The following is a 17,797-nucleotide window of genomic DNA, read 5'->3' on the forward strand; positions in this document are numbered from 1 at the left end:
TGAGAGACGCTGGTGTGTCGCGTCGGCATCCACCAGTAGCTCAAGTACGATTGCCGGACTCGCCGGGAGTCCCGCGAGCAGAGCGAGACGGCATTGCCGTCTCGCATGCCATGCGGGCGACTCGCGGGTCGCCCGCAGACGAAGCGAGTGGACTCGCCGGGACTGAGCAAACCGGAGGTGTGCGAAGGTCGTGAACGGAGTTCACGGGATTTGAACTCACTCGCAAATCAGAGATTTGCTCGCTGCTCAAATCCCGTCTCGAACAGACATCGATACAGTCGATACACGCGGCTCGCTTCGCTCGCCGGTGGTATCGACAGAAGTTGATGGACTCGCCGGGATTTGAACCCGGGGCCTCTCCCATGCCAAGGGAGTGATCTACCCCTGATCTACGAGCCCTCAAACGCAATCGTTCATTCCCCGGTCGAATAAATAAGGGCTTCGAATCGTTCGACGGCTGTGGGGGTGTCGCGTGGGAGGCGGTCGGCACCACCGTCTCGATTCGGCGGCGAACTCACTCCACGTCAGCCGGTCGGTCCGGGTCGGCAAAGACGACCAACGTCCCGCCATCGGTCACCCTGCGCTCGACATCGCCCGTGGCGACCAAGCCATCGACGACGCGACGGGCGTGTGCCGGTGACCAGTCGAGTTCCTCTTCCAGCACGTCTTCGAACATCCGCCCGTTGTTCTTGTGGAGAAGCGAGACGACGCGCTCGGCGTCGGAACGGGAGTCCGCCGTGGCCGCAGTCGGGGCGGTGGACGAGGCTTCCGATGACGAGGACTTGTTGCGCCCTCTGAGGATACCTGCCGCGACGAAACCGACCGCGAAGACAGCGAGGGCGCCCAAGAGGAGCAACGTCTGGCCGTTCGACTCGTCTCCGCCGGAATCATTACCCTCACCGCCGCCGGGCGTTTCCGTCTCGGACGGCGCTTCAGTCGGCGCTTCGGTCGCAGTCGGTTCGTCCGTCGGGGCGTCTGTCGGTTCTTCAGTCGCCGTCGGGTCGTCAGTTGGTGGTTCGGTCACCTGCTCCTGTGTCGTCGTGTTCGACTCCCCGCCAGGGCCCTCTCCGTTTCCGACGCATCCGGCAGTCACCACGACGAGTGCGAGAACGACCGCGACGAGGACCGCGCGACTCGTTCGGTGGCCGTCAGTTCGAATCGGCATAGAAGTGAAAATACGCCAACAAACGAGATAACCATTTGTCTGAATATAGGACTTTATGGGAGAATTTCACGCAACAAGTGAAATAATGCGTGATTGCACCGAAGTTCGCCAAAGCCCCGGCGAACCCAAACAGATGCGATGCACGAGCTGAGCAGGCCGATACGTCCGCGTCAACGATATTCGCTCCCCGGAGAGTCGAGCGTCCCCCCGCAGTGAGGGCATCGATACTGCACCGGGCCAGCCATCGTTTGCGTCGGCTCCGCCGACTCCGCCGCCTCATCCGTTGATTCCGTCTCGGTCTGGTTTTCGCGTTCGCGTTCGGCGAAGAACCCCGCCGCCAGGATGCTCGACGGGAGCGCGAAGAAAGCGATTCCGCCGAACGTCGTAATCGCGCCGAGTATCCGCCCGAGCGGGGTCACCGGAACCACGTCGCCGTATCCCACCGTCGTGAGCGTGACGATGCCCCACCAGAGCGCGTCCAGAATCGACCCGAACGCCTCGGGTTGGGCACTTCGCTCGGCGAAGTACATCAGCGTCGACGAGACGAGAACGAGCATCGCGGCCCCGCTGAAGGCGATGGCGAGGTCCTCGCGCTGGCTGGCGATAACCCGTTTGAACCGTGTGCGCGAGCGCCGAAACCGGGGAAAGTCGAATATGCGGGCGAACCAGAGCACGCGGACGCCACCGAGACTCTGCGGAGCGGAGACGAAACTAATCCAAAAGACGGCGATGACGACGAAATCGAGGAGGACGAACGGGCGGGCCACGAACCGGAGTCGGCCCGACGACCCGCGGTACTCGGTTCTAATCGCCGAGGCCCACAGCCGGAGGACGAAAAGGAGCGTGAAGAGCGACACAGAGAGGACGGCGAACCCGTCGAACAACAGCGCGTACCTGCTGTAGAGCGCATCGCTACTCTGAAACACGACGGCGACGACGTTCAGCGAAGCGAGGAGGAGCGCCGCGGATTCGAGGCGCTGTCCCGAGCGCCCGGTCTCCTCGGGATTCACCAACTGCCACACGCGCCGCTTCGTCGAACTGCTCATACGGAACGTAACAACAGAGAAACGTATAGCGTCGCTGGCGACACGATTCGGAGTCACACGAGTAAGCGACTAGATTCACCCAACGACCGATAGAGATGGAGTCGCGGTGGTGAGCGCTCGGCTCGCTATTTTTCACTTCGTTCAGAAATGGACTCGTCGGGAGTCCCGCGAGCAGAGCGAGACGGCACTGCCGTCTCGCATGCCATGCGGGCGACTCGTGGGTCGCCCGCAGACGCAGCGAGTGGGACGTCGGCGAGTCCACGAACGACTGAAGGGAACGAAGTGACCGAAAGGAAGTGAGTGGACTCGCCGGGATTTGAACCCGGAGGAAGACGTGCTCGCTCACAATGTTCGCTCCGCGCGACTGCCAGGGCTTCAAATCCACGCGCTCGCTACGGCGAGCGCTCGTCTCGTCATTTCTTCACTTCGTTCAGAAATGGACTCGCCGGGATTTGAACCCGGGGCCTCTCCCATGCCAAGGGAGTGATCTACCCCTGATCTACGAGCCCGCACCTTCCGATAGCCGTCGCCCGTTTAGAAGCCCTTCGATTCCGACCGGGTCGAGTCGGAGCCGAGTCGAAACGGTTTAACCCGGCGCGCGTGGACAACCCGATGGGAATCCAGCACGGCCGCAAATCTGACTCGCCCAGTTTGGGCTTGGGATTGCGGTAGTGCCCCGGCAGTCGGTGATACGACTGCGGGGTACTCGTTTCTGCGGTCAGTGCGGTTCCAACCCGCAACAATGGCACGAATGCACACCCGCCGCCGTGGCTCGTCCAGCTCGGACAAGCCGGTGGCAGACGAAGCACCGGAGTGGAGCGACGTCGACGCGGCTGACATCGAAGCCCGCGTCGTCGAACTTGCAGAACAGGGCAAGGACCCGAGCCAGATCGGCCTGTCCCTGCGCGACGAAGGCGTCAAGGGCGTTCCCGTCCCCGACGTCAAGCTCGCCACGGGCAAGAAGGTCACCACCATCCTCGAGGAGAACGACGCCGAAGGCGACCTCCCCGAGGACCTCCGTAACCTCATGGAGCGCGCCGTCCGCCTCCGCGAGCACATGGAGGAGAACCAGCAGGACAAGTCCAACCGTCGCGCCCTGCAGAACACGGAATCGAAGATTCGCCGCCTCGTCTCGTACTACCGCGGCGACAAGCTCGACGACGACTTCACCTACAGCTACGACGTCGCTGTCGAACTCCTCGAAGAATAACTGAATGTCCGTGAGCCCCGCCGAACAGACACCCGCCGCCGACGCCGCCGCGACCCTACGCGAGGCGACGTTCGTTCGTCTCCGCGTCCACAGGAGCGGTGCCGCCGTCGCGGCCGCCGGTGTCATCGGGCGGGCGCTCAGGACACTCGACGTCCCCTTCCGCATCCGCGCGACCGACGCCCCTGACACTGTCGCAAACGACGACGTTGTGGCAGTCGTGGGCCTGTCGAACGCCGATGCGGACCTCGAACTCGACCCGACCGACGCCGTCTCGGTCGTCCGCGAACTCGGAGTCGACCCCGACCCGGCGGTCGCGCTGGCCGGCTTCCACGCCGCCGGCGTGACGCCGGACGACGACACCGAACTCGCGAACGCCGCAGCCGACGCGGGCGTCGAAGTCGGACCCGGCGTGGCCGTCCCGACGGGCGACCTCGCAGACGGGCTGGCGCACTCGACGCTCGTCCACGCGTCGTTTTCGGCCGACACGGAGCGCGCGCAGGCGACGCTCGCCGAACTGTCGCTCCCGGCCGAACTCGACGCGGACGCTCGCAGACGCGTCGCCTCCCTCGTCGCCATCGACGCGACGACCGGCGAGGCGACTGCCCGAGCGGCGACCGCCGTCGAGCGCGTCTTGCGCTCGGAGGCGACCCCGAACGGGCCGTTCGAAACCGTCGGCGGTTTCGCCGACGTGCTCGATTCGACCGTCCGGGAGTCGCCCGGGACCGCCGTCGCGCTGGCGCTCGGACACGATGTTCGTGATGCCGCGCTCGACGCGTGGCGCGACCACGCACAGGCGACCCATGCCGCGCTCCGCGAGGCGACGACGGGCCGCTACGAGAGCCTCTACGCGCTCTCCTGTGACCTGTCGTCGCCGGGGCGACTCGCTACGGTGGCGAGGCTCGCCCGCGACTTCCGCTCGCCCGAGCCGACCGTTCTCGCGGTCGGCGTCGGTGCCGCGGCCCTCGTCTCGACCGGCCCCGCCGGACTCGACGAGAACCTCGCCGCGGCCGCGAACGAACTGCCGGACGCGTCCGCGACCGGGTCGCCGTCGGAGGCGACGATGACGTTCGACTCCGCGGCGGAGCCGAGCGACATCGTCGCGGCCGTCAGGGAGGTGCGCCGATGACCCGGCGTGCGACCCTGCGGACGACCCACGACGACCCCGGTATCGTCGCCGGCGCGCTCGAACCGGACAACACGGAGTCGATGCGCACCCGAGTCGAGGGGGACGAACTCGTCACCACAATCGAACGCGATTCGACCGGCGGCCTGCACGCCACGGTCGATGACTACGTCGTCAACGTGACGGTCGCCGAGACCGTCATCGAAGCCACACGAACGCACACAGACACTAACCATGAGTGAACGATCCGTCTCCAAGCAGAAGCGCGGAAAGCGATGGTACACCGTCATCGCTCCCGAGAATTTCGACCGTAAGGAACTCGGTTCGACCTTCGCGGACGAACCCGAGAAGATCAACGGTCGCACCGTCGAGTCCACCCTCGGCGAACTCAACGACGACCAGGGCGCGAACAACGTCAAGCTCACGTTCAAGATTACCGACGTGGGCAGCGACGCCGCCTACACCGAGTTCATCCAGCAGGAGCTCACCCGAGACTACCTCCGTAGCCTCGTTCGCCGCGGCGCGTCCAAAATCGAAGCCAACGTCACGGCTATCACCAAGGACGACTACCGCGTCCAGCTCCAGCCCGTCGCCTTCACGACGAAGAAGGCCGACCGCAGCCAGGAACACGAGATCCGTCGCATCATGACGGAGCTCACCCGCGAGGCCATCACGGGCCACACCTACGACGCGCTCACCGAGAGCGTCGTCGAGGGTCGCCTCTCGTCGGCCATCTACGGCGACGCGAAGGTCATCTACCCCCTGCGCCGCGTCGAGGTCAAGAAGTTCTCCCTCGAAGCCCGCCCCGAAGAGGTCGAGGCCGAAGAGGAAGCCGCCGTCAGCGTCGACGAAGACGACGTCGCAGTCGACGTCGACGACGAAGAGACCGAAGCGTAAGCCCGTCTCACCGACGGCCAGACTTCGAATTTCGACTTTTTCGCCGACTGCGCTCCGAGCGGGAGCCACGTCGCTCTCCGGTCAGGTGCTAACTCCCGAAGCCGACGCTGCGCGCCGAGCCTACTCCTCGACGACGATGGTGCCGACCATGCCAGCCTGCTCGTGGGGGATACAGAGATACTCGTACTCGCCGGGCACGTCGAAGGTGTACGTGTAGTTTTCACCGCTTCCGATGAGTCCACCGAGCGAGTTGGAGTAGGCGTCGCGGGCGGCCTGCTCGGTCTCGTAGTCTCCACTGGCGAAGAAGGCGGCGTCTTCGGGAAGGGTCCCCTCGTAGGCGGTGACGGTGTGGCCGCGCGAACTCGTGTTGCGCCAGACGACCTCGTCACCGACCCCGACGGTCAGCGTCGGCGGGTCGAACGCGACCGCGGTCATGCCGATGTCGAACTCGTCACCCGAAGCCATCAAGGTCGCACAGCCCGCGAGGCCGGCCGTCGCGGCTGCTCCGGTCGCCGCGAGGAACTGACGCCGCGTCCGACCGCCGTCCGAGGACCCGTGGTTTCGCATGGTCGCCTCTCGGGACGCGACCGATAAATGTCGCATGGTTCGCTCGGCGAACCGCCGAGTGGGCCGAAGCGCGCCGCAGACAGTCGGTTCGGTCGGCGGCGATGCGGAGCCGCCCACCGACGGACGGAACGTAAGAGGGAAAGGGACGGTACGCAATCGCATCGGTATGAGACCCCGATTCGTCGGTCGGTTGGGCCCCGCCGACGTGGTCACCGCCGGGAACGCGGCGCTCGGCTTCGTCGCGGCGGTGCTGACCGCGGTCGACGTGCGCCTCGCGGCCAAGGTCATCCTGCTGGCCGCGATGGCCGACGGCCTCGACGGCGTGGTCGCCCGGCGCTACGGGGGAACCGACGCGGGGCCGTACCTCGACTCTCTCGCGGACGTGGCCTCCTTCGGCGTCGCTCCCGCCCTGCTCGTCGTCACCGTCGTCCGCGAGATGTGGGGCTTCGACCGGCTTCGGGTCGTCGCCGGCGTCGCCGTCGCCGCGCTGTTCGTCGCGGCCGCGGTCGTCAGACTGGCGCTCTACACCGCTTACGACAGCGGGTCCGACGAGACGGTCGGCGTGCCGACGACGCTCGCCGCGACGATTCTGTCGGCCGGCGTCCTCGTCGGCTTCGTCGACCCGATGTTGCTCGTCGCCCTCTCGGCGATTATGGCCGCGCTGATGCTCTCGGACGTGACCTACCCCGACCTCCACGCGCAGGACGCGCTCGTCATGGGCGTGGTGCAGGGGCTCGCAATCCTCTGTTCCGGGACGCTCGGCGAGGGGTTTTCGTTCGGGCTGCTGTTCTTGGCGCTCGGCTACCTGTTTTTGGGCCCGCGCTTCTACTGGGGCTAATCGGCGCGTCGGGGGGACACGGGACCGGGCCACATCCCCATTACATCCCCATGTCGGCTGCGTCCTCCGGGACCGGCAGGTCGTGCGGCGAGACGCCGAGGAGTTCCGCGGCGTGGTCCAGCGCCATGTCGAAGCCATAGTAGCGTTCGAGTTCGTCGCCGTCGACGGTCGGGCGGACCTTCAACATCGCGTAGCCGTCGATGTTCTGAGCCACGGCGGCGGTTCGGCCGTCACGGTCGAATTCGAGGACGCGCTCGGAGTCGGTGATGTAGTACCGCGCGGTGACGCCGTTCGCTTCTGCGGTTGCGTCGGTCATGCGAGGCGCTAAGGAGTAGGGCTTGTCTAAACTACCGGTTCCGGCGGGCGGGCCGGCACGGCGGACCGGCGTGGAGGGCCACCGGAACGAAAGTGACGTGTGTCTCTCAGCCGAGGGGTGAGCTATGTGGTTTCAGAGCGGCCGCCGGCGCGACCTTTGTGCCATCCTCTACGACGCGGGCGAACTCCGCGGACAGAAGCTGAAGACCCGACTGGAACGCTACTACGACCTCAGAATCGACCCCCAAGCGTTCTACGGCACGCTCGACGCGCTCGTGGAAGCGGGCCACCTCCAACGGCGCACCGAGGGCATCTACGACGTGTACGGCCTCTCCGACGCGGGCGCAGACCGGGTCGAATCGTACCACGCGTGGCTCGCGGAGCGGGTCGAAAACGGGGCGCGCCGGGCGGGCGACACAGCCGACACGGACGAATCGGTCGTCGACTGACGGTTACTTCTGGAGCCAGTCGCCGATGGTGTTGCGGAGAATCTCGCTCGTCCCCTCGTAAATCTCGTTGAGCTTCGCGTCGCGGTAGTAGCGCTCCGCGGCGAAGTCCTTGGTGTAGCCGTAGCCGCCGTGAATCTGGATACCCTCGTTCGCGACCTCGCGGCTGATTTCGCTGGCGTAGAGCTTCGCCTGTGCGGCCTCCTTGATGAACGTCTCGTCGCGCATCTTCAGGTCCGCGGCCTTGTGCATGAGGAGCGTCGCGGCCTGTATCTTCGTGTCCATGTCGGCGAGTTTGTGCTTGATGGCCTGGAAGTCGCCGATGGGCTGGTCGAACTGCTCGCGCTCGCCGGCGTACTTCACGGCGTCGTCGAGGGCGGCGCGGGCGATGCCGATAGAGCGCGCCGCGATGGTGATGCGGCCGCCGTTGAGCGTCTTCAGCGCCTGCACGAAGCCGTCGCCCTCGTCGCCGAGAAGCCGGTCTTCGGGGATGCGCATGTCGTCGAAGCGGAGTTCGGCGGTCGGACAGCCCTTGTCGCCGAGTTTGTGCTCCGTGCCCTCGACGACGAAGCCGTCGTCCTCCTCGGGACGGACGACGAACGACGAGATGCCCTTGTTGCCCGCGTCGGGGTCAGTCTTGGCGAAGACGACGACCGTGTCGGCGACCGAGCCATTCGAAATCCAGAGCTTCCCGCCGTCGACGACGTACTCGTCGCCGTCCTTGACCGCCGTGGTCTCCATGGCCGGCACGTCGCTTCCCGCACCGGGTTCGGAGAGCGCGAACGCGCCGATGTCGGTGCCCTCGTTGAGCGGCGTCAGGTAGGTCTGCTTCTGGTCCTCGTTCCCGAACTCGTAGAGCATGTTGCCGGCGAGGCTCGTGTGGGCGGCGACGATGGTGCCGAGGCCGCCGGAGCCGCGGGAAATCTCTTCGAGACCGATGGCGTAGGAGTGATAGTCGAGGCCGGCACCGCCGTACTCCTCGGGGAAGGGCATGCCCATCAAGCCGAGTTGGCCCATCTCGCGCACGAGGTCGGCGGGGAACTCGTCGGTCTCGTCTATCTCCGCCGCGCGAGGTTTGACCTCCTCGTCGACGAACTCCGAGACCATGTCCTTGATTTGCTTCTGCTCCGCAGTGAGCGCGAAGTCCATACGTGAGTCTGTCATCGACTATGCTTATGATTTTCTCCTGCGCCGTCTCGGCCGTCTGGGAGTCGTCGCCCCCACGAGACTTTTTATCCCCCCTTCCGTAATACCGGTACGCTTCGAATGTCTCGACACGCCGATGCCCGGCCACCGGCAACTGATGACGACCTCGATTGGTGTCACGATGCAGTTCAGGGGGTCTCTCGAACCTTCGCCCTCACGGTCGACGTCCTCGAAGAACCGATGGCGTCGCACATCTGTATCGGATATCTCCTCTGTCGAATCGCCGACACCGTGGAGGATTCGTCTTCAATCGCGCCCGACGAGCAGGCACACCTCCTTCGACTCTACGACCGCGCGCTCGACCCCGACGACGACACCACCGTCGACGAGTTCGTGACCGCAGTACAGCCGCACCTCCCCCCGGAGGGCGAACAGTCCGACGACTGGATGGTCGTCGCCAACACCGCTCGGGTCTTCCGGACGTTCGAGGCGCTTCCGGAGGACGTGCGAGAGGCGGTCACGCCGCCGGTCCGCGAACTCGTCTCGGGCATGGCGATGTTCGTCGAACGCTACTCCCAGACCGGCGGGCTCCGCATCCAGTCCCGCGAGGAGCTAGAGGAGTACTGCTACTACGCTGCCGGCACCGTCGGCAACCTCATCACGAACCTCGTGACCCGCGGCAACATCGACAGCGAGCGCCGCTCGCGGCTCTACGACACCGCCGAGGAGTTCGGCCTGCTCCTCCAACTCGTGAACATCGCCAAGGACGTTCACGACGACTACACGGCGGAGAACAACGTCTACCTCCCCGCCGACTGGCTCGACGACGCCGGCGTCCCCCAAGAGGAAGTCGTCGACCCCGAGCACAACGACCGGGCGGCCTCGGTGGTCAAGCGGACCGCCGACCACGCCAAGTCGTTCGTCGACGACGCCCAGACCTACTTGGAGACGGTGCCGCTCCGCGAGGGCAACACGCTCGCCGCGTGGGCGATTCCGTTCCTGCTCGCGGTCGGCACGCTCCGCGAACTCGTCGCCAACCCCGAACACGCGGTGACCGGCGAGGGCGTCAAAATCTCCCGCCAAGAGGTGTTCGCCGTCGTCTCAGAAATGAACGGCGCTAGCGCCGAATCGCTCGCCGAGATGCGCGAAATTATCTCGCGCCAGCCGTTCCACCGGGCGACCACGAACGTCGACTGAAGACGCCGCCGCGCCGTCGGCCGGGCCTCGGTTCCGCTTTCTGTTCTCTTCTCGCATCGCTTCGTGCCGAGCGCCGCCGACTGCGCGGTAGCTTCGGTCTCGCGAGCGACGTGTTTCGCACCCACCGCGGTCGCCGTCGGAACCGAGTTCGAGGGCCATGCGGTCCCGTGACGAACGCAGTTTGGGAGGATTTTTAGTAACCCAAGCATAACGGGCGTCTATGAGTACCGAAGAAGCACACGACGACCACGGCCATCACCTGCCGGCGGTTCAGGACTGGCCGCGCGGCTTCGGCGAGGCGAGCTGGTGGCCGTTCGTCACCGCCGTCGGGGGCGCGGGCATCTACGCCGGTGCCGGGCTGTACGTCATGGGACAGGACGGAATCGTCGGCCAGACGGCGGGTCCCGCCGTGTTCATCGGCAGTATCTTCCTCTTCCTGGCCGGGCTCTACGGCTGGTTGTACCACGCGTTCGTGAGCCACTTCTGGTCGCGCGACGCGAGCCAGAAGAGCGCATCGAAGCTCCGCTGGGGCATGATTGCCTTCCTCGGCTCCGAACTCGGGACGTTCGGCGCGCTGTTCGCGTACTACTTCTTCATCCGCGCGGGGACGTGGCCGCCGCAGGAACTACCGCATCTCACAGGCTCGTTGGTGTTAGCCAACACCGCCATCCTCATCGTGTCCAGTTTCACGCTCCACTGGGCACACGTCGCCATCCGCGAGGAGAACCACCGTAACTTCATCCTCGGCCTCGCCGTCACGCTCCTGCTCGGCGCGGTGTTCATCGGCGGGCAGGTGTACGAGTACTACGAGTTCATCGTCCACTCGAACTTCTCCATCACCGACGGCATCTTCGGCTCGGCGTTCTACGGCCTCACCGGCCTGCACGGCCTCCACGTCAGCCTCGGCGCGGTGCTTCTCGGTATCGTCTTCGTCCGCGCGCTCCGCGGGCAGTACTCCGCCGAACGCCACGTTTCCGTCAGCACGGCCTCGATGTACTGGCACTTCGTGGACGTCGTCTGGATCTTCCTCGTCGTCGTCCTCTACGTCGGCGCGGAAGTCGGCGCGTAACCGCCCGTCGCCGCAACGCGACGCAACCGATTCTTTTTAGCCGACTCCTCCGAGAGCCACGGACGCCGGCACGTCCTGTCGAGGGACGGTAACGGGCGTCCACTGCCATGGGTTGTTCGGTCTACGTCCCGGACGCGACGTGGACGTGTCGGACTTCTCGACCGCCGAGCGGCGGGATCGCCACACCGGTCGAGAGAGGCGACCGCCTCCGAATCCTCCCCGCATCCGAACCCCGCCAGCGGCCGCTCACCCGAACTGTTCGTTGAACCGGTAGATGTCTTCGTCCACGCCGGCGACGACGAGGTCGTCGTCGGCTTTGACGCGGAACTCCGGGCCGATTTCTGTGACGAGTGTCCCGTTTCGCTCGACGGCGATGACGGTGCAGTTCGTTCGGGCGCGAACGTCGGCCCCGGCGAGCGTCCGCCCCACGAGGCCGGGCGCGTGGGTCCGGACGATTTCTATCTGGGACTGCGGCGCGATGACCTCCTCGTCGAGCACCGTTGAGGCGAGCATCCGGCCGGCGACCGTCGACAGCGCGAGGACGTAGTCCGCGCCGGCGCGGTAGAGTTTGGCGATGCTCTCGGTCTCGTTGGCGCGAGCGATGACCTCCGTCTCCTCGGAGACGCGCTCGGAGACGAGCGTGGCGAAGACCGCCGTCGTGTCGTTGTCGAGCGCGAGGAGGACGCCCCGAGCCTCGGTGACGTTCGCCTCCGAGAGCGTCTGCGGGTCGGTGATGTCGCCGACGAGGTCGACGCCGGGCTTGTCCTGTTTGTCCACGACGAGGTGCGGGACGCCGGCGCTCGCCAGCGTCTCGGCCGCGGTCGACCCGACCTCCCCGTAGCCGGCGACGATGATGGTCCCGCGGCGGAACCGCCGCGCCGACGACAGCGTCAGCGCGCGGAGTTCTTCGAGTTGCTTCTCGCGGCCGACGACGAGCAAGATGGTGTGCTCGTCGATGACGGCGTCCGGGGCGGGCGGGGAGACGAACTCCCCGGTGAACCACGCGCCGATGACGTTGACGCCGGTGACGCCACCGATGCCGCTCTCGGCGATAGTCCGGCCCTCGACGGGACTTCCACGCTGGACGAGCAGTTCCGCCACCTCGAAGTCCTCGCCGATTTCGATGGCATCGCCGAGTTCTGAGGAGATGGACGTGGTCGCCTTGCCGGCGAGGCTCTCGCCGAGGAGTCGGCGCGGCGAGACGACCCGGTCGGCCCCGGCGTAGCGGTGGTAGTCCGCGACTTCGGGGCCCTCGATGAGACTGACCACGCGGGCGTCCGGGGCGGCCTGCTTCGCGGCGAGGATGATGCTCGCGTTCGTCTCGTCGTCGTCGTCGGCGACGATGGCGAGCGCCTCGGACGCGTTCGCGGCCTCAAGCGACTCGATGGCCTCGGGGTCGCCGTGGACGACCTCGTAGCCCTCGCCGTACAGCTCTTCGGCGCGGTCGCGGTCGGCTTCGAGAATCACGTAGGGTACGTCCATCGCGTCGAGTTCGTCCACGAGGGCGTCGCCGCGAGGGGTGAACGTGCAGATGACGACGTGGTCCGTGCGCGTCGACGCCGTCGGCGGCGCGGTCCGCAGGGCGTCTTCGACGAGCGGGACGAGAAACAGCGGGAGTGTGAGGAAGACGGTCGTGACGCCCGTGAGTTGCATCAGAATCGACAGCACGAGGAGCGGCGGATGGTCGACCCAAAAACGAGTCTGTTCGCCGTAGCCCGTCGTCGTGAACGTCTCGACGACGACGTGGATCGCCTGCAGGAATGTGACGTCCTCCCCGGCGAAAAAGCCCGCCGCCCACTGGTAGGCGATGGAGAACGCGAGCATCAACAGCCCGGCCCCAGTGAGATAACGGCCGAGTCGTCGCTTCGCCTTCGACAACCCGGGGCCGTCGCCCGAAATAGACATAGTCAGGCTATGTGCGTCGGTGGCTAAAAGCGTCCTGACCCGGTAGTGTCCTCATGACCCGCCGACGGGACGCCGCGCTCGCGGGGTCGGTGCTCGTCCCCACCGCGGCCGCGGCGGCGCTCCTGCGAACGCCGGTCACGCTCGAACCGGTCCTCGTCGGCGTCGCCGGAGCGCTCGCCCTGGAAGCGGCGCTGTCGCTTCGGGCGTCGAGCGTCCGCGCGCTCTGGGAGCGACGGGTCGTCCGAACCGCGTCAGTCGCGGTCGCTCTCGCCGGAATCGTCCTCGGCGTCGTCCTCTTCGGACGCTCGACGCTACTCGCCGTCGCGGCCGGACTTTCGACCTATCTGTTCCTCCTCGCCGCGGTCGAACTCCGGAGTCGCAACCACGACCACACGCGCCGTCCGTGATTCAGCTCCACGGACCTGTTACGCGAGGAATACTTAACCGACGTCCGTCCCCCAGTACGTGTATGTGTAGCACACTGTCTGACCGCCGAGCCGACAGTCCGCGACCGTGACGCCCTCTGGGAGTAGCGGGGCGACTGCTCGGACGGCCCGCCGGACGAGACGCCGCGTGCTCGAAACCGGCGGCGCGGCGGCAGCGGCCACGCTGGGGTTTGGCGTGCTCCTCGCGACCGAGTGGGTGTGGCTCGTCTCGCGCGCCGACCCTTCACCCGAGACCGCCGCGGCGACGTGGGCCGCCGGAACCCTGCTCGTCGTCGTCGGACTCTGCGCGTACGCCTACGCGAACGCGGACGAGAACGTCGCACCCGAGGATGGACGCACGTCCGGGCCGGCGGAACCGGGCCGCCCTTACGACGGCCTCGGCGTGCCGACCGCCGTCACGCTCACCCGAGGCTTCCTCGTCGCGGGTGTCGCGGGCATCGCCGGCGTTGCGGTTCTCGGCGCGCTGAGTCCGTCGTGGGCGTGGGCCGCCGCCGTCGGCTACGGGGTCGCCGCCGCGCTCGACGCGCTCGACGGGGCGCTCGCCCGCCGACTTGACCGCGTCAGTCGCCTCGGCGCGCGACTCGACACCGCGGTCGACGCTTTTGGTCTCGTCGTCGCCCCCCTCGCGGGCGTCCTCCTCGGAGAACTCGCGTGGTGGTACCTCTCGGTCGGGGCGGCGCGGTACGTCTTTCTCGCCGGGCTCAGGCTCCGCGAGCGGGCGGACCGGCCGACGTTCGACCTTCCGCCCCGCGCCTCGCGGCGCGTCCTCGCCGGCATCCAGATGGCTGTCGTCCCGCTGGCGCTCGCTCCGGGCGTCTTCGACCCGTGGATGCCCCTCGTGACTGGCGTCGCGGCCGCGGCGCTCCTGCTCGGCTTCGCTCGGGACTGGGGTTACGTCTCGGGCCGGTTCAGGAGAGAAGGCGACGGGGACGGGGACGCGTCCCGCACGGCGTAATCACTCGAGTTTGGCCAGCACGTCGAGGTTGTGAGCGACGTACGCGAGCTCGTCGCCCGCGAGCGCGTCGTGCCGGGCCTCGAGCCACCCGTCGAGCGTCGCGCGGTCGACCGCGCCCGACTCGCCGACGGACTCCTCGACGAAGCCGAGGATGCGGTCGAGGAAGATTCGCGCCCCGTCGTCGTGCGGCGGGTGGACGACCCAGTCGGAGCCGCCGGCCGCGACGACCGGTGCGCCGAGGTCGGGAAGGACAGAAAGGAGGTCAGAGCCGGTGTCCGGTCCCGCGCGGTCGTCGCCACGCATCGTCTCGTGGTACGCACCGAGCACCGCGTCGTCAGTGGGGTGACTCGGGCGGAACGCGGTTCTCCCGTCGAACGTGATGGGCGCGTAAAAGAGGCCCTCGTCGGTCAGCCGCGAGAGGAGCGCGTCCACCGCGCGGCGGAGCGGGAGCACGTCGAGGACCGCGTGCGCGACCACGAGGTCGATGGCCTTCGGGAGGACCGTCATGGCCTCGAAGATATCGCTCGTCACGTAGGTGAGTGAGACGCTTCGGCCGTGGCGCTCGATGCGGAAGCCGTCGGGCGTCGGCTCGGCGGTCCAGCCGGCGGCGCGCGCCCACTTGGCGAACGCCGCGGCCGCGTGGTCGGCCATCCCGCGCGTCCTGTCGACCATGACGTACTTTATCTCGTCGTGCGCGTCGAAGACGCCCCACGAGAGGAGCCGCCGACACATCGCGCCCGTCCCCGCGCCGACCGAGACGACGCGGAGCGGCTCTCCCGACCGCGACGAGGCGCGCGCCTCCAGCCGGTCGATGAGGCTCGCGAGGGTCGGTCGGTGGAGCGCGCGGTCGTCCACGGACTCCTTCGCGCGGAGGTAGTGGACGAACCGGTCGTCGTGACTGGTCACGACCGCCCCGTCTCGGCGGACTCGTATAACCGTTCTCCCGAGTCCGAACCGGACCGCCCCGACCCCAACCCGAATCCGACCCGACCGACTCGATGAGCGTGAGCGAATCGGTCACAGCGGGCACGCAGAAGTGTGAACTGGGCGAAACGTTCGCTCGATTCGCCCGGAAAGTATTTGATTCGGTTCCGGTGATGTAACCCCAAATGGATAGCGAGATTATCGACGCGGTGACCGGGTGGGATTCCGCGCCCGCCAAGCGAGGCTACGGTGGTCTCCGGTCGCTCGCGGACGACGGCTTCACAGGTGCCGTCGTCGCAGGCATGACGTGGGGATTCATGCTCAACGGCCGTCTCCTCGGGGTTTTCGACGGGACGGTCGCCGATTTCGAGGGTGAATCGTTCGAGGCGCACCGCGCACCGGACCCGGCGCTGCCGCTTCTGTACGCGATGCGGGAGACCGGCGGCGACATCCGCGCGCAGTACTACACCGAGGAGACGCCGCTGGGGGACGCCGACGGAACGCTCTCGGCGGGCGGCTTCACCGGCTACGTCGAACTGTCCGAGAACGTGCTCTCGGGCGACTACTACGTCGTCTACCACGGGGGGAAGTCGATGAGCGCGGCCTTCGTCGGCAACAGCAAGCGACTCGTCACCGGAGACGACGCGTTCGAGCGCGCGAGCGACGAGGTCGGCATCTACAAAGTCTACGACGTGGACCTCGACCTCGTCGACATCCCGGAACCCGAGCCCGACGAGGAGGAGGACGAGGACGCGGCGGGAGTCGCCGCGGTGGGTGGCGAGGCCGACACGACGGGCGCGTCCGGAGAGCCGGAGACGCCGACGACCACAGACGAGACGAGCACGACCGGGGCAGCCGACAACGAGTCTGAGCGCGCCGCTGACGGCGACGACGACCCCACCGACGGAGAGCCGGCGACGGCCGACGCCCCGGCGAGCGCGGAACCGCCGGCCGAAGCTGCGGCCGACCCGGAGCCGCCGACGTCCGACGACGACGGCACCGAGACGACCGACGAGCCGTCCGCGGGCCCCTCCGAGTCGCAGTCCCCGGAGCCAGCCGAGACAGAGCCGGCGGCAGCGACAGACCGGTCCGCGTCCGACGAGCCGGCCTCACCGATGTCCGAGGGGCCCGTCGTCGCCGACGCCCCGCAGAAGAACGGAGAAGCGCCGTCTCCGGACCCGCTCGCGGAGGGCGGCGCGACCGGCGACGACGTGTTCTCCGCCGAGGCACAGTGGCGAAACGCCCGGTCGATTCCCTCCTTGGACCCCCGCGACGCAGCGGGCGAGTCGGTGGACGACCGCCCCGGGACGCCTCGAAGCCACCAGGGCAACACGACGCAGGCGACGCATCACCGTCCGTCGCGGGGCGGGGCGGGCGGCGAGTCGCGGCCGTCGCCGAGAGACCAGTCGAATCGGCAGCAGTCCCAGCCGACCGAGCAGACGCCGGACGAGCCCGACCCGGCGGAAGCCGAGTCGCTGAAAGAACGAGTCGAGTCGCTGGCGTCCGAGTGCGACCGGCTCGAATCCGAGCGCGACGCCCTCCGCGAGGAGCGGGACGAACACCGCTCGCGCGCCGAGGAGCTCGAAGACCGCGTCGCCGAACTCGAATCCGAGGTCGACCGGCTCCGCGACCGGCTCGACGAGGCAGGTGTCCGGTCGACCGACCGGTCCATGTCGGCCGACGAGGCGCTCCGCGGGACGAACCTCTTCGTCCGCTACGCCCAGAAAGGGCAGGCGACGCTGGAGAAGGCCCACGACGGGCAAGCCTCCCGTGAGGAGGTCATCGAGAACCTCCGGCTGGAACACCACACCACGTTCGACACGGAGGGGCTGGGCATCGACGGCCAGCCATACGAGGAGTTCCTCCACGAGACGCCCGAGTACGGCTTCGCCAAGTGGGTCGTCACCGACCTGCTCTACGAAATCGGCGAGACGGGCAACCGGTCGAGCCTCGCCGGCGTCTTCGACTCGATTCCGAAGGCCGACCGCATCGAACTGTACGGGAGCGTCTCGGTGCCCATCGGCGACGGTGAAAGCGAGTCGCGACAGTTCGACGTCATCGTCCGCGACCAGATGGGCGAGCCGCTGTTCGTGGCGAACCTGAACGACTCGCGGGATCCGGCGACTCAGCCGATGGTCACCCAACTCATCAAGGACTCGAAGGCCGTCGCCGACGCGAAAGAGACCCTCGGCTCGGCGTTCGTCGTCACGAGGAGCTTCTTCGAGCCGGAGGCGCTCGAAGCCGCCACGGCCGAGACCGGCGGCGGTCTCCTGAGCCGGTCGAAGCGCAAGAGCTTCGTGAAGCTCTCGCGCAAGCAGGGCTACCACCTCTGTCTGGTGGAGGCTCGCGGCGGCGAGTTCCACCTGAACGTCCCCGACCTCTGAGTCGGCGACCGGCGACCGTTCGGGTTGAGCGGCGCTGTCGCTGTTTTGCTGTCTTTGTCTGCCGGTCGCGCGCGGAGCGCCGCGGCTGTCGGCGTTACTGAACGATAGTGAAACGACCGCGGCGCTCGGAGCGCGTCCGCGGCGAGTGTCCGTGGTGTCGCGTC

At 67.4% G+C, this 17,797-nt stretch carries 18 protein-coding genes and 2 tRNA genes; 11 read left to right on the top strand and 9 right to left on the bottom strand.

Annotated elements, in window-relative coordinates:
• Window positions 1-327: 327 nt before the first annotated feature.
• The 4 genes from C5B90_RS01660 to C5B90_RS01675 all read right to left on the bottom strand — a co-directional run bounded on the left by C5B90_RS01660 (window position 328) and on the right by C5B90_RS01675 (window position 2,720).
• Window positions 328-399, bottom strand: a tRNA-Ala gene (locus C5B90_RS01660).
• Window positions 400-514: 115 nt separating this feature from the next.
• Window positions 515-1,165 (bottom strand): hypothetical protein, encoded by a 651-nt coding sequence (locus tag C5B90_RS01665; protein WP_115878587.1) that lies wholly within the window; start codon window positions 1,163-1,165, stop codon window positions 515-517.
• Window positions 1,166-1,335: 170 nt separating this feature from the next.
• Complete coding sequence (locus tag C5B90_RS01670; RefSeq protein WP_115878589.1) at window positions 1,336-2,211, bottom strand: ion transporter; 876 nt, start codon at window positions 2,209-2,211, stop codon at window positions 1,336-1,338.
• A 437-nt stretch (window positions 2,212-2,648) separates the two neighbouring features.
• Window positions 2,649-2,720, bottom strand: a tRNA-Ala gene (locus C5B90_RS01675).
• Between the two features lie 233 nt (window positions 2,721-2,953).
• On the opposite strand from C5B90_RS01675, the gene C5B90_RS01680 reads away from it, so the two are divergent.
• From C5B90_RS01680 to C5B90_RS01695, 4 genes are read left to right on the top strand one after another with little or no spacing between them, the layout of a single operon-like run.
• On the top strand, window positions 2,954-3,421 hold the full coding sequence (locus tag C5B90_RS01680; RefSeq protein WP_115878591.1) for a 30S ribosomal protein S15: 468 nt from the start codon (window positions 2,954-2,956) through the stop codon (window positions 3,419-3,421).
• Window positions 3,422-3,425: 4 nt separating this feature from the next.
• Window positions 3,426-4,547 carry an exonuclease gene (locus tag C5B90_RS01685; RefSeq protein ID WP_115878593.1) on the top strand — a complete coding sequence of 374 codons (1,122 nt, stop codon included), beginning with the start codon at window positions 3,426-3,428 and terminating at the stop codon, window positions 4,545-4,547.
• On the top strand, window positions 4,544-4,786 hold the full coding sequence (locus C5B90_RS01690; protein WP_115878595.1) for a KEOPS complex subunit Pcc1: 243 nt from the start codon (window positions 4,544-4,546) through the stop codon (window positions 4,784-4,786). Before C5B90_RS01685 ends, C5B90_RS01690 begins: the two co-directional genes overlap by 4 nt.
• Entirely contained in the window at window positions 4,779-5,441 is a 663-nt protein-coding gene (locus C5B90_RS01695) for a 30S ribosomal protein S3ae (RefSeq protein ID WP_058567224.1), read from the top strand. The genes C5B90_RS01690 and C5B90_RS01695 overlap by 8 nt, the downstream gene beginning before the upstream one ends.
• Before the next feature lie 120 nt (window positions 5,442-5,561).
• Here the strand turns inward: C5B90_RS01695 and C5B90_RS01700 are convergent, their stop codons facing one another.
• Window positions 5,562-6,008, bottom strand: coding sequence for a plastocyanin/azurin family copper-binding protein (locus C5B90_RS01700; protein WP_115878597.1), 447 nt, complete (start codon window positions 6,006-6,008; stop codon window positions 5,562-5,564).
• Window positions 6,009-6,174: 166 nt separating this feature from the next.
• Between C5B90_RS01700 and C5B90_RS01705 the strand changes: the two genes are divergently transcribed.
• Window positions 6,175-6,846: a protein sorting system archaetidylserine synthase gene (locus C5B90_RS01705; RefSeq protein ID WP_115878599.1), complete on the top strand. Its 672-nt coding sequence runs from the start codon at window positions 6,175-6,177 to the stop codon at window positions 6,844-6,846.
• Window positions 6,847-6,886: 40 nt separating this feature from the next.
• Here C5B90_RS01705 and C5B90_RS01710 read toward each other — a convergent pair whose 3' ends face one another.
• A complete protein-coding gene (locus C5B90_RS01710; RefSeq protein WP_115878601.1) occupies window positions 6,887-7,162 on the bottom strand; it encodes a hypothetical protein in 276 nt (91 codons plus the stop codon).
• 124 nt (window positions 7,163-7,286) lie between these two features.
• Here C5B90_RS01710 and C5B90_RS01715 point away from each other — a divergent pair, with 124 nt between their 5' ends.
• Window positions 7,287-7,610, top strand: a complete 324-nt coding sequence (locus C5B90_RS01715) for a DNA-binding protein (protein WP_115878603.1) — start codon at window positions 7,287-7,289, stop codon at window positions 7,608-7,610.
• Window positions 7,611-7,613: 3 nt separating this feature from the next.
• On the opposite strand, the gene C5B90_RS01720 is transcribed toward C5B90_RS01715, so the two are convergent.
• Window positions 7,614-8,756: an acyl-CoA dehydrogenase gene (locus C5B90_RS01720; RefSeq protein ID WP_058567218.1), complete on the bottom strand. Its 1,143-nt coding sequence runs from the start codon at window positions 8,754-8,756 to the stop codon at window positions 7,614-7,616.
• A gap of 117 nt (window positions 8,757-8,873) precedes the next feature.
• On the opposite strand from C5B90_RS01720, the gene C5B90_RS01725 reads away from it, so the two are divergent.
• Window positions 8,874-9,950 (top strand): phytoene/squalene synthase family protein, encoded by a 1,077-nt coding sequence (locus tag C5B90_RS01725; RefSeq protein ID WP_115878605.1) that lies wholly within the window; start codon window positions 8,874-8,876, stop codon window positions 9,948-9,950.
• Window positions 9,951-10,170: 220 nt separating this feature from the next.
• Window positions 10,171-11,019, top strand: coding sequence for a heme-copper oxidase subunit III (locus C5B90_RS01730; RefSeq protein ID WP_058567216.1), 849 nt, complete (start codon window positions 10,171-10,173; stop codon window positions 11,017-11,019).
• A 246-nt stretch (window positions 11,020-11,265) separates the two neighbouring features.
• On the opposite strand, the gene C5B90_RS01735 is transcribed toward C5B90_RS01730, so the two are convergent.
• Entirely contained in the window at window positions 11,266-12,924 is a 1,659-nt protein-coding gene (locus C5B90_RS01735) for a TrkA family potassium uptake protein (protein ID WP_115878607.1), read from the bottom strand.
• Between the two features lie 53 nt (window positions 12,925-12,977).
• Between C5B90_RS01735 and C5B90_RS01740 the strand changes: the two genes are divergently transcribed.
• A complete protein-coding gene (locus C5B90_RS01740) occupies window positions 12,978-13,331 on the top strand; it encodes a hypothetical protein (protein WP_115878609.1) in 354 nt (117 codons plus the stop codon).
• A 166-nt stretch (window positions 13,332-13,497) separates the two neighbouring features.
• Window positions 13,498-14,325, top strand: a complete 828-nt coding sequence (locus C5B90_RS01745; protein ID WP_115878611.1) for a CDP-alcohol phosphatidyltransferase family protein — start codon at window positions 13,498-13,500, stop codon at window positions 14,323-14,325.
• On the opposite strand, the gene C5B90_RS01750 is transcribed toward C5B90_RS01745, so the two are convergent.
• A complete protein-coding gene (locus C5B90_RS01750; RefSeq protein WP_115878613.1) occupies window positions 14,326-15,231 on the bottom strand; it encodes an SAM-dependent methyltransferase in 906 nt (301 codons plus the stop codon).
• Between the two features lie 203 nt (window positions 15,232-15,434).
• On the opposite strand from C5B90_RS01750, the gene C5B90_RS01755 reads away from it, so the two are divergent.
• Complete coding sequence (locus C5B90_RS01755; RefSeq protein ID WP_115878615.1) at window positions 15,435-17,633, top strand: hypothetical protein; 2,199 nt, start codon at window positions 15,435-15,437, stop codon at window positions 17,631-17,633.
• Window positions 17,634-17,797: the final 164 nt, after the last annotated feature.

The organism is Haloferax sp. Atlit-12N, from assembly GCF_003383095.1.
In the GTDB taxonomy this organism is placed as follows: Archaea; Halobacteriota; Halobacteria; order Halobacteriales; family Haloferacaceae; genus Haloferax.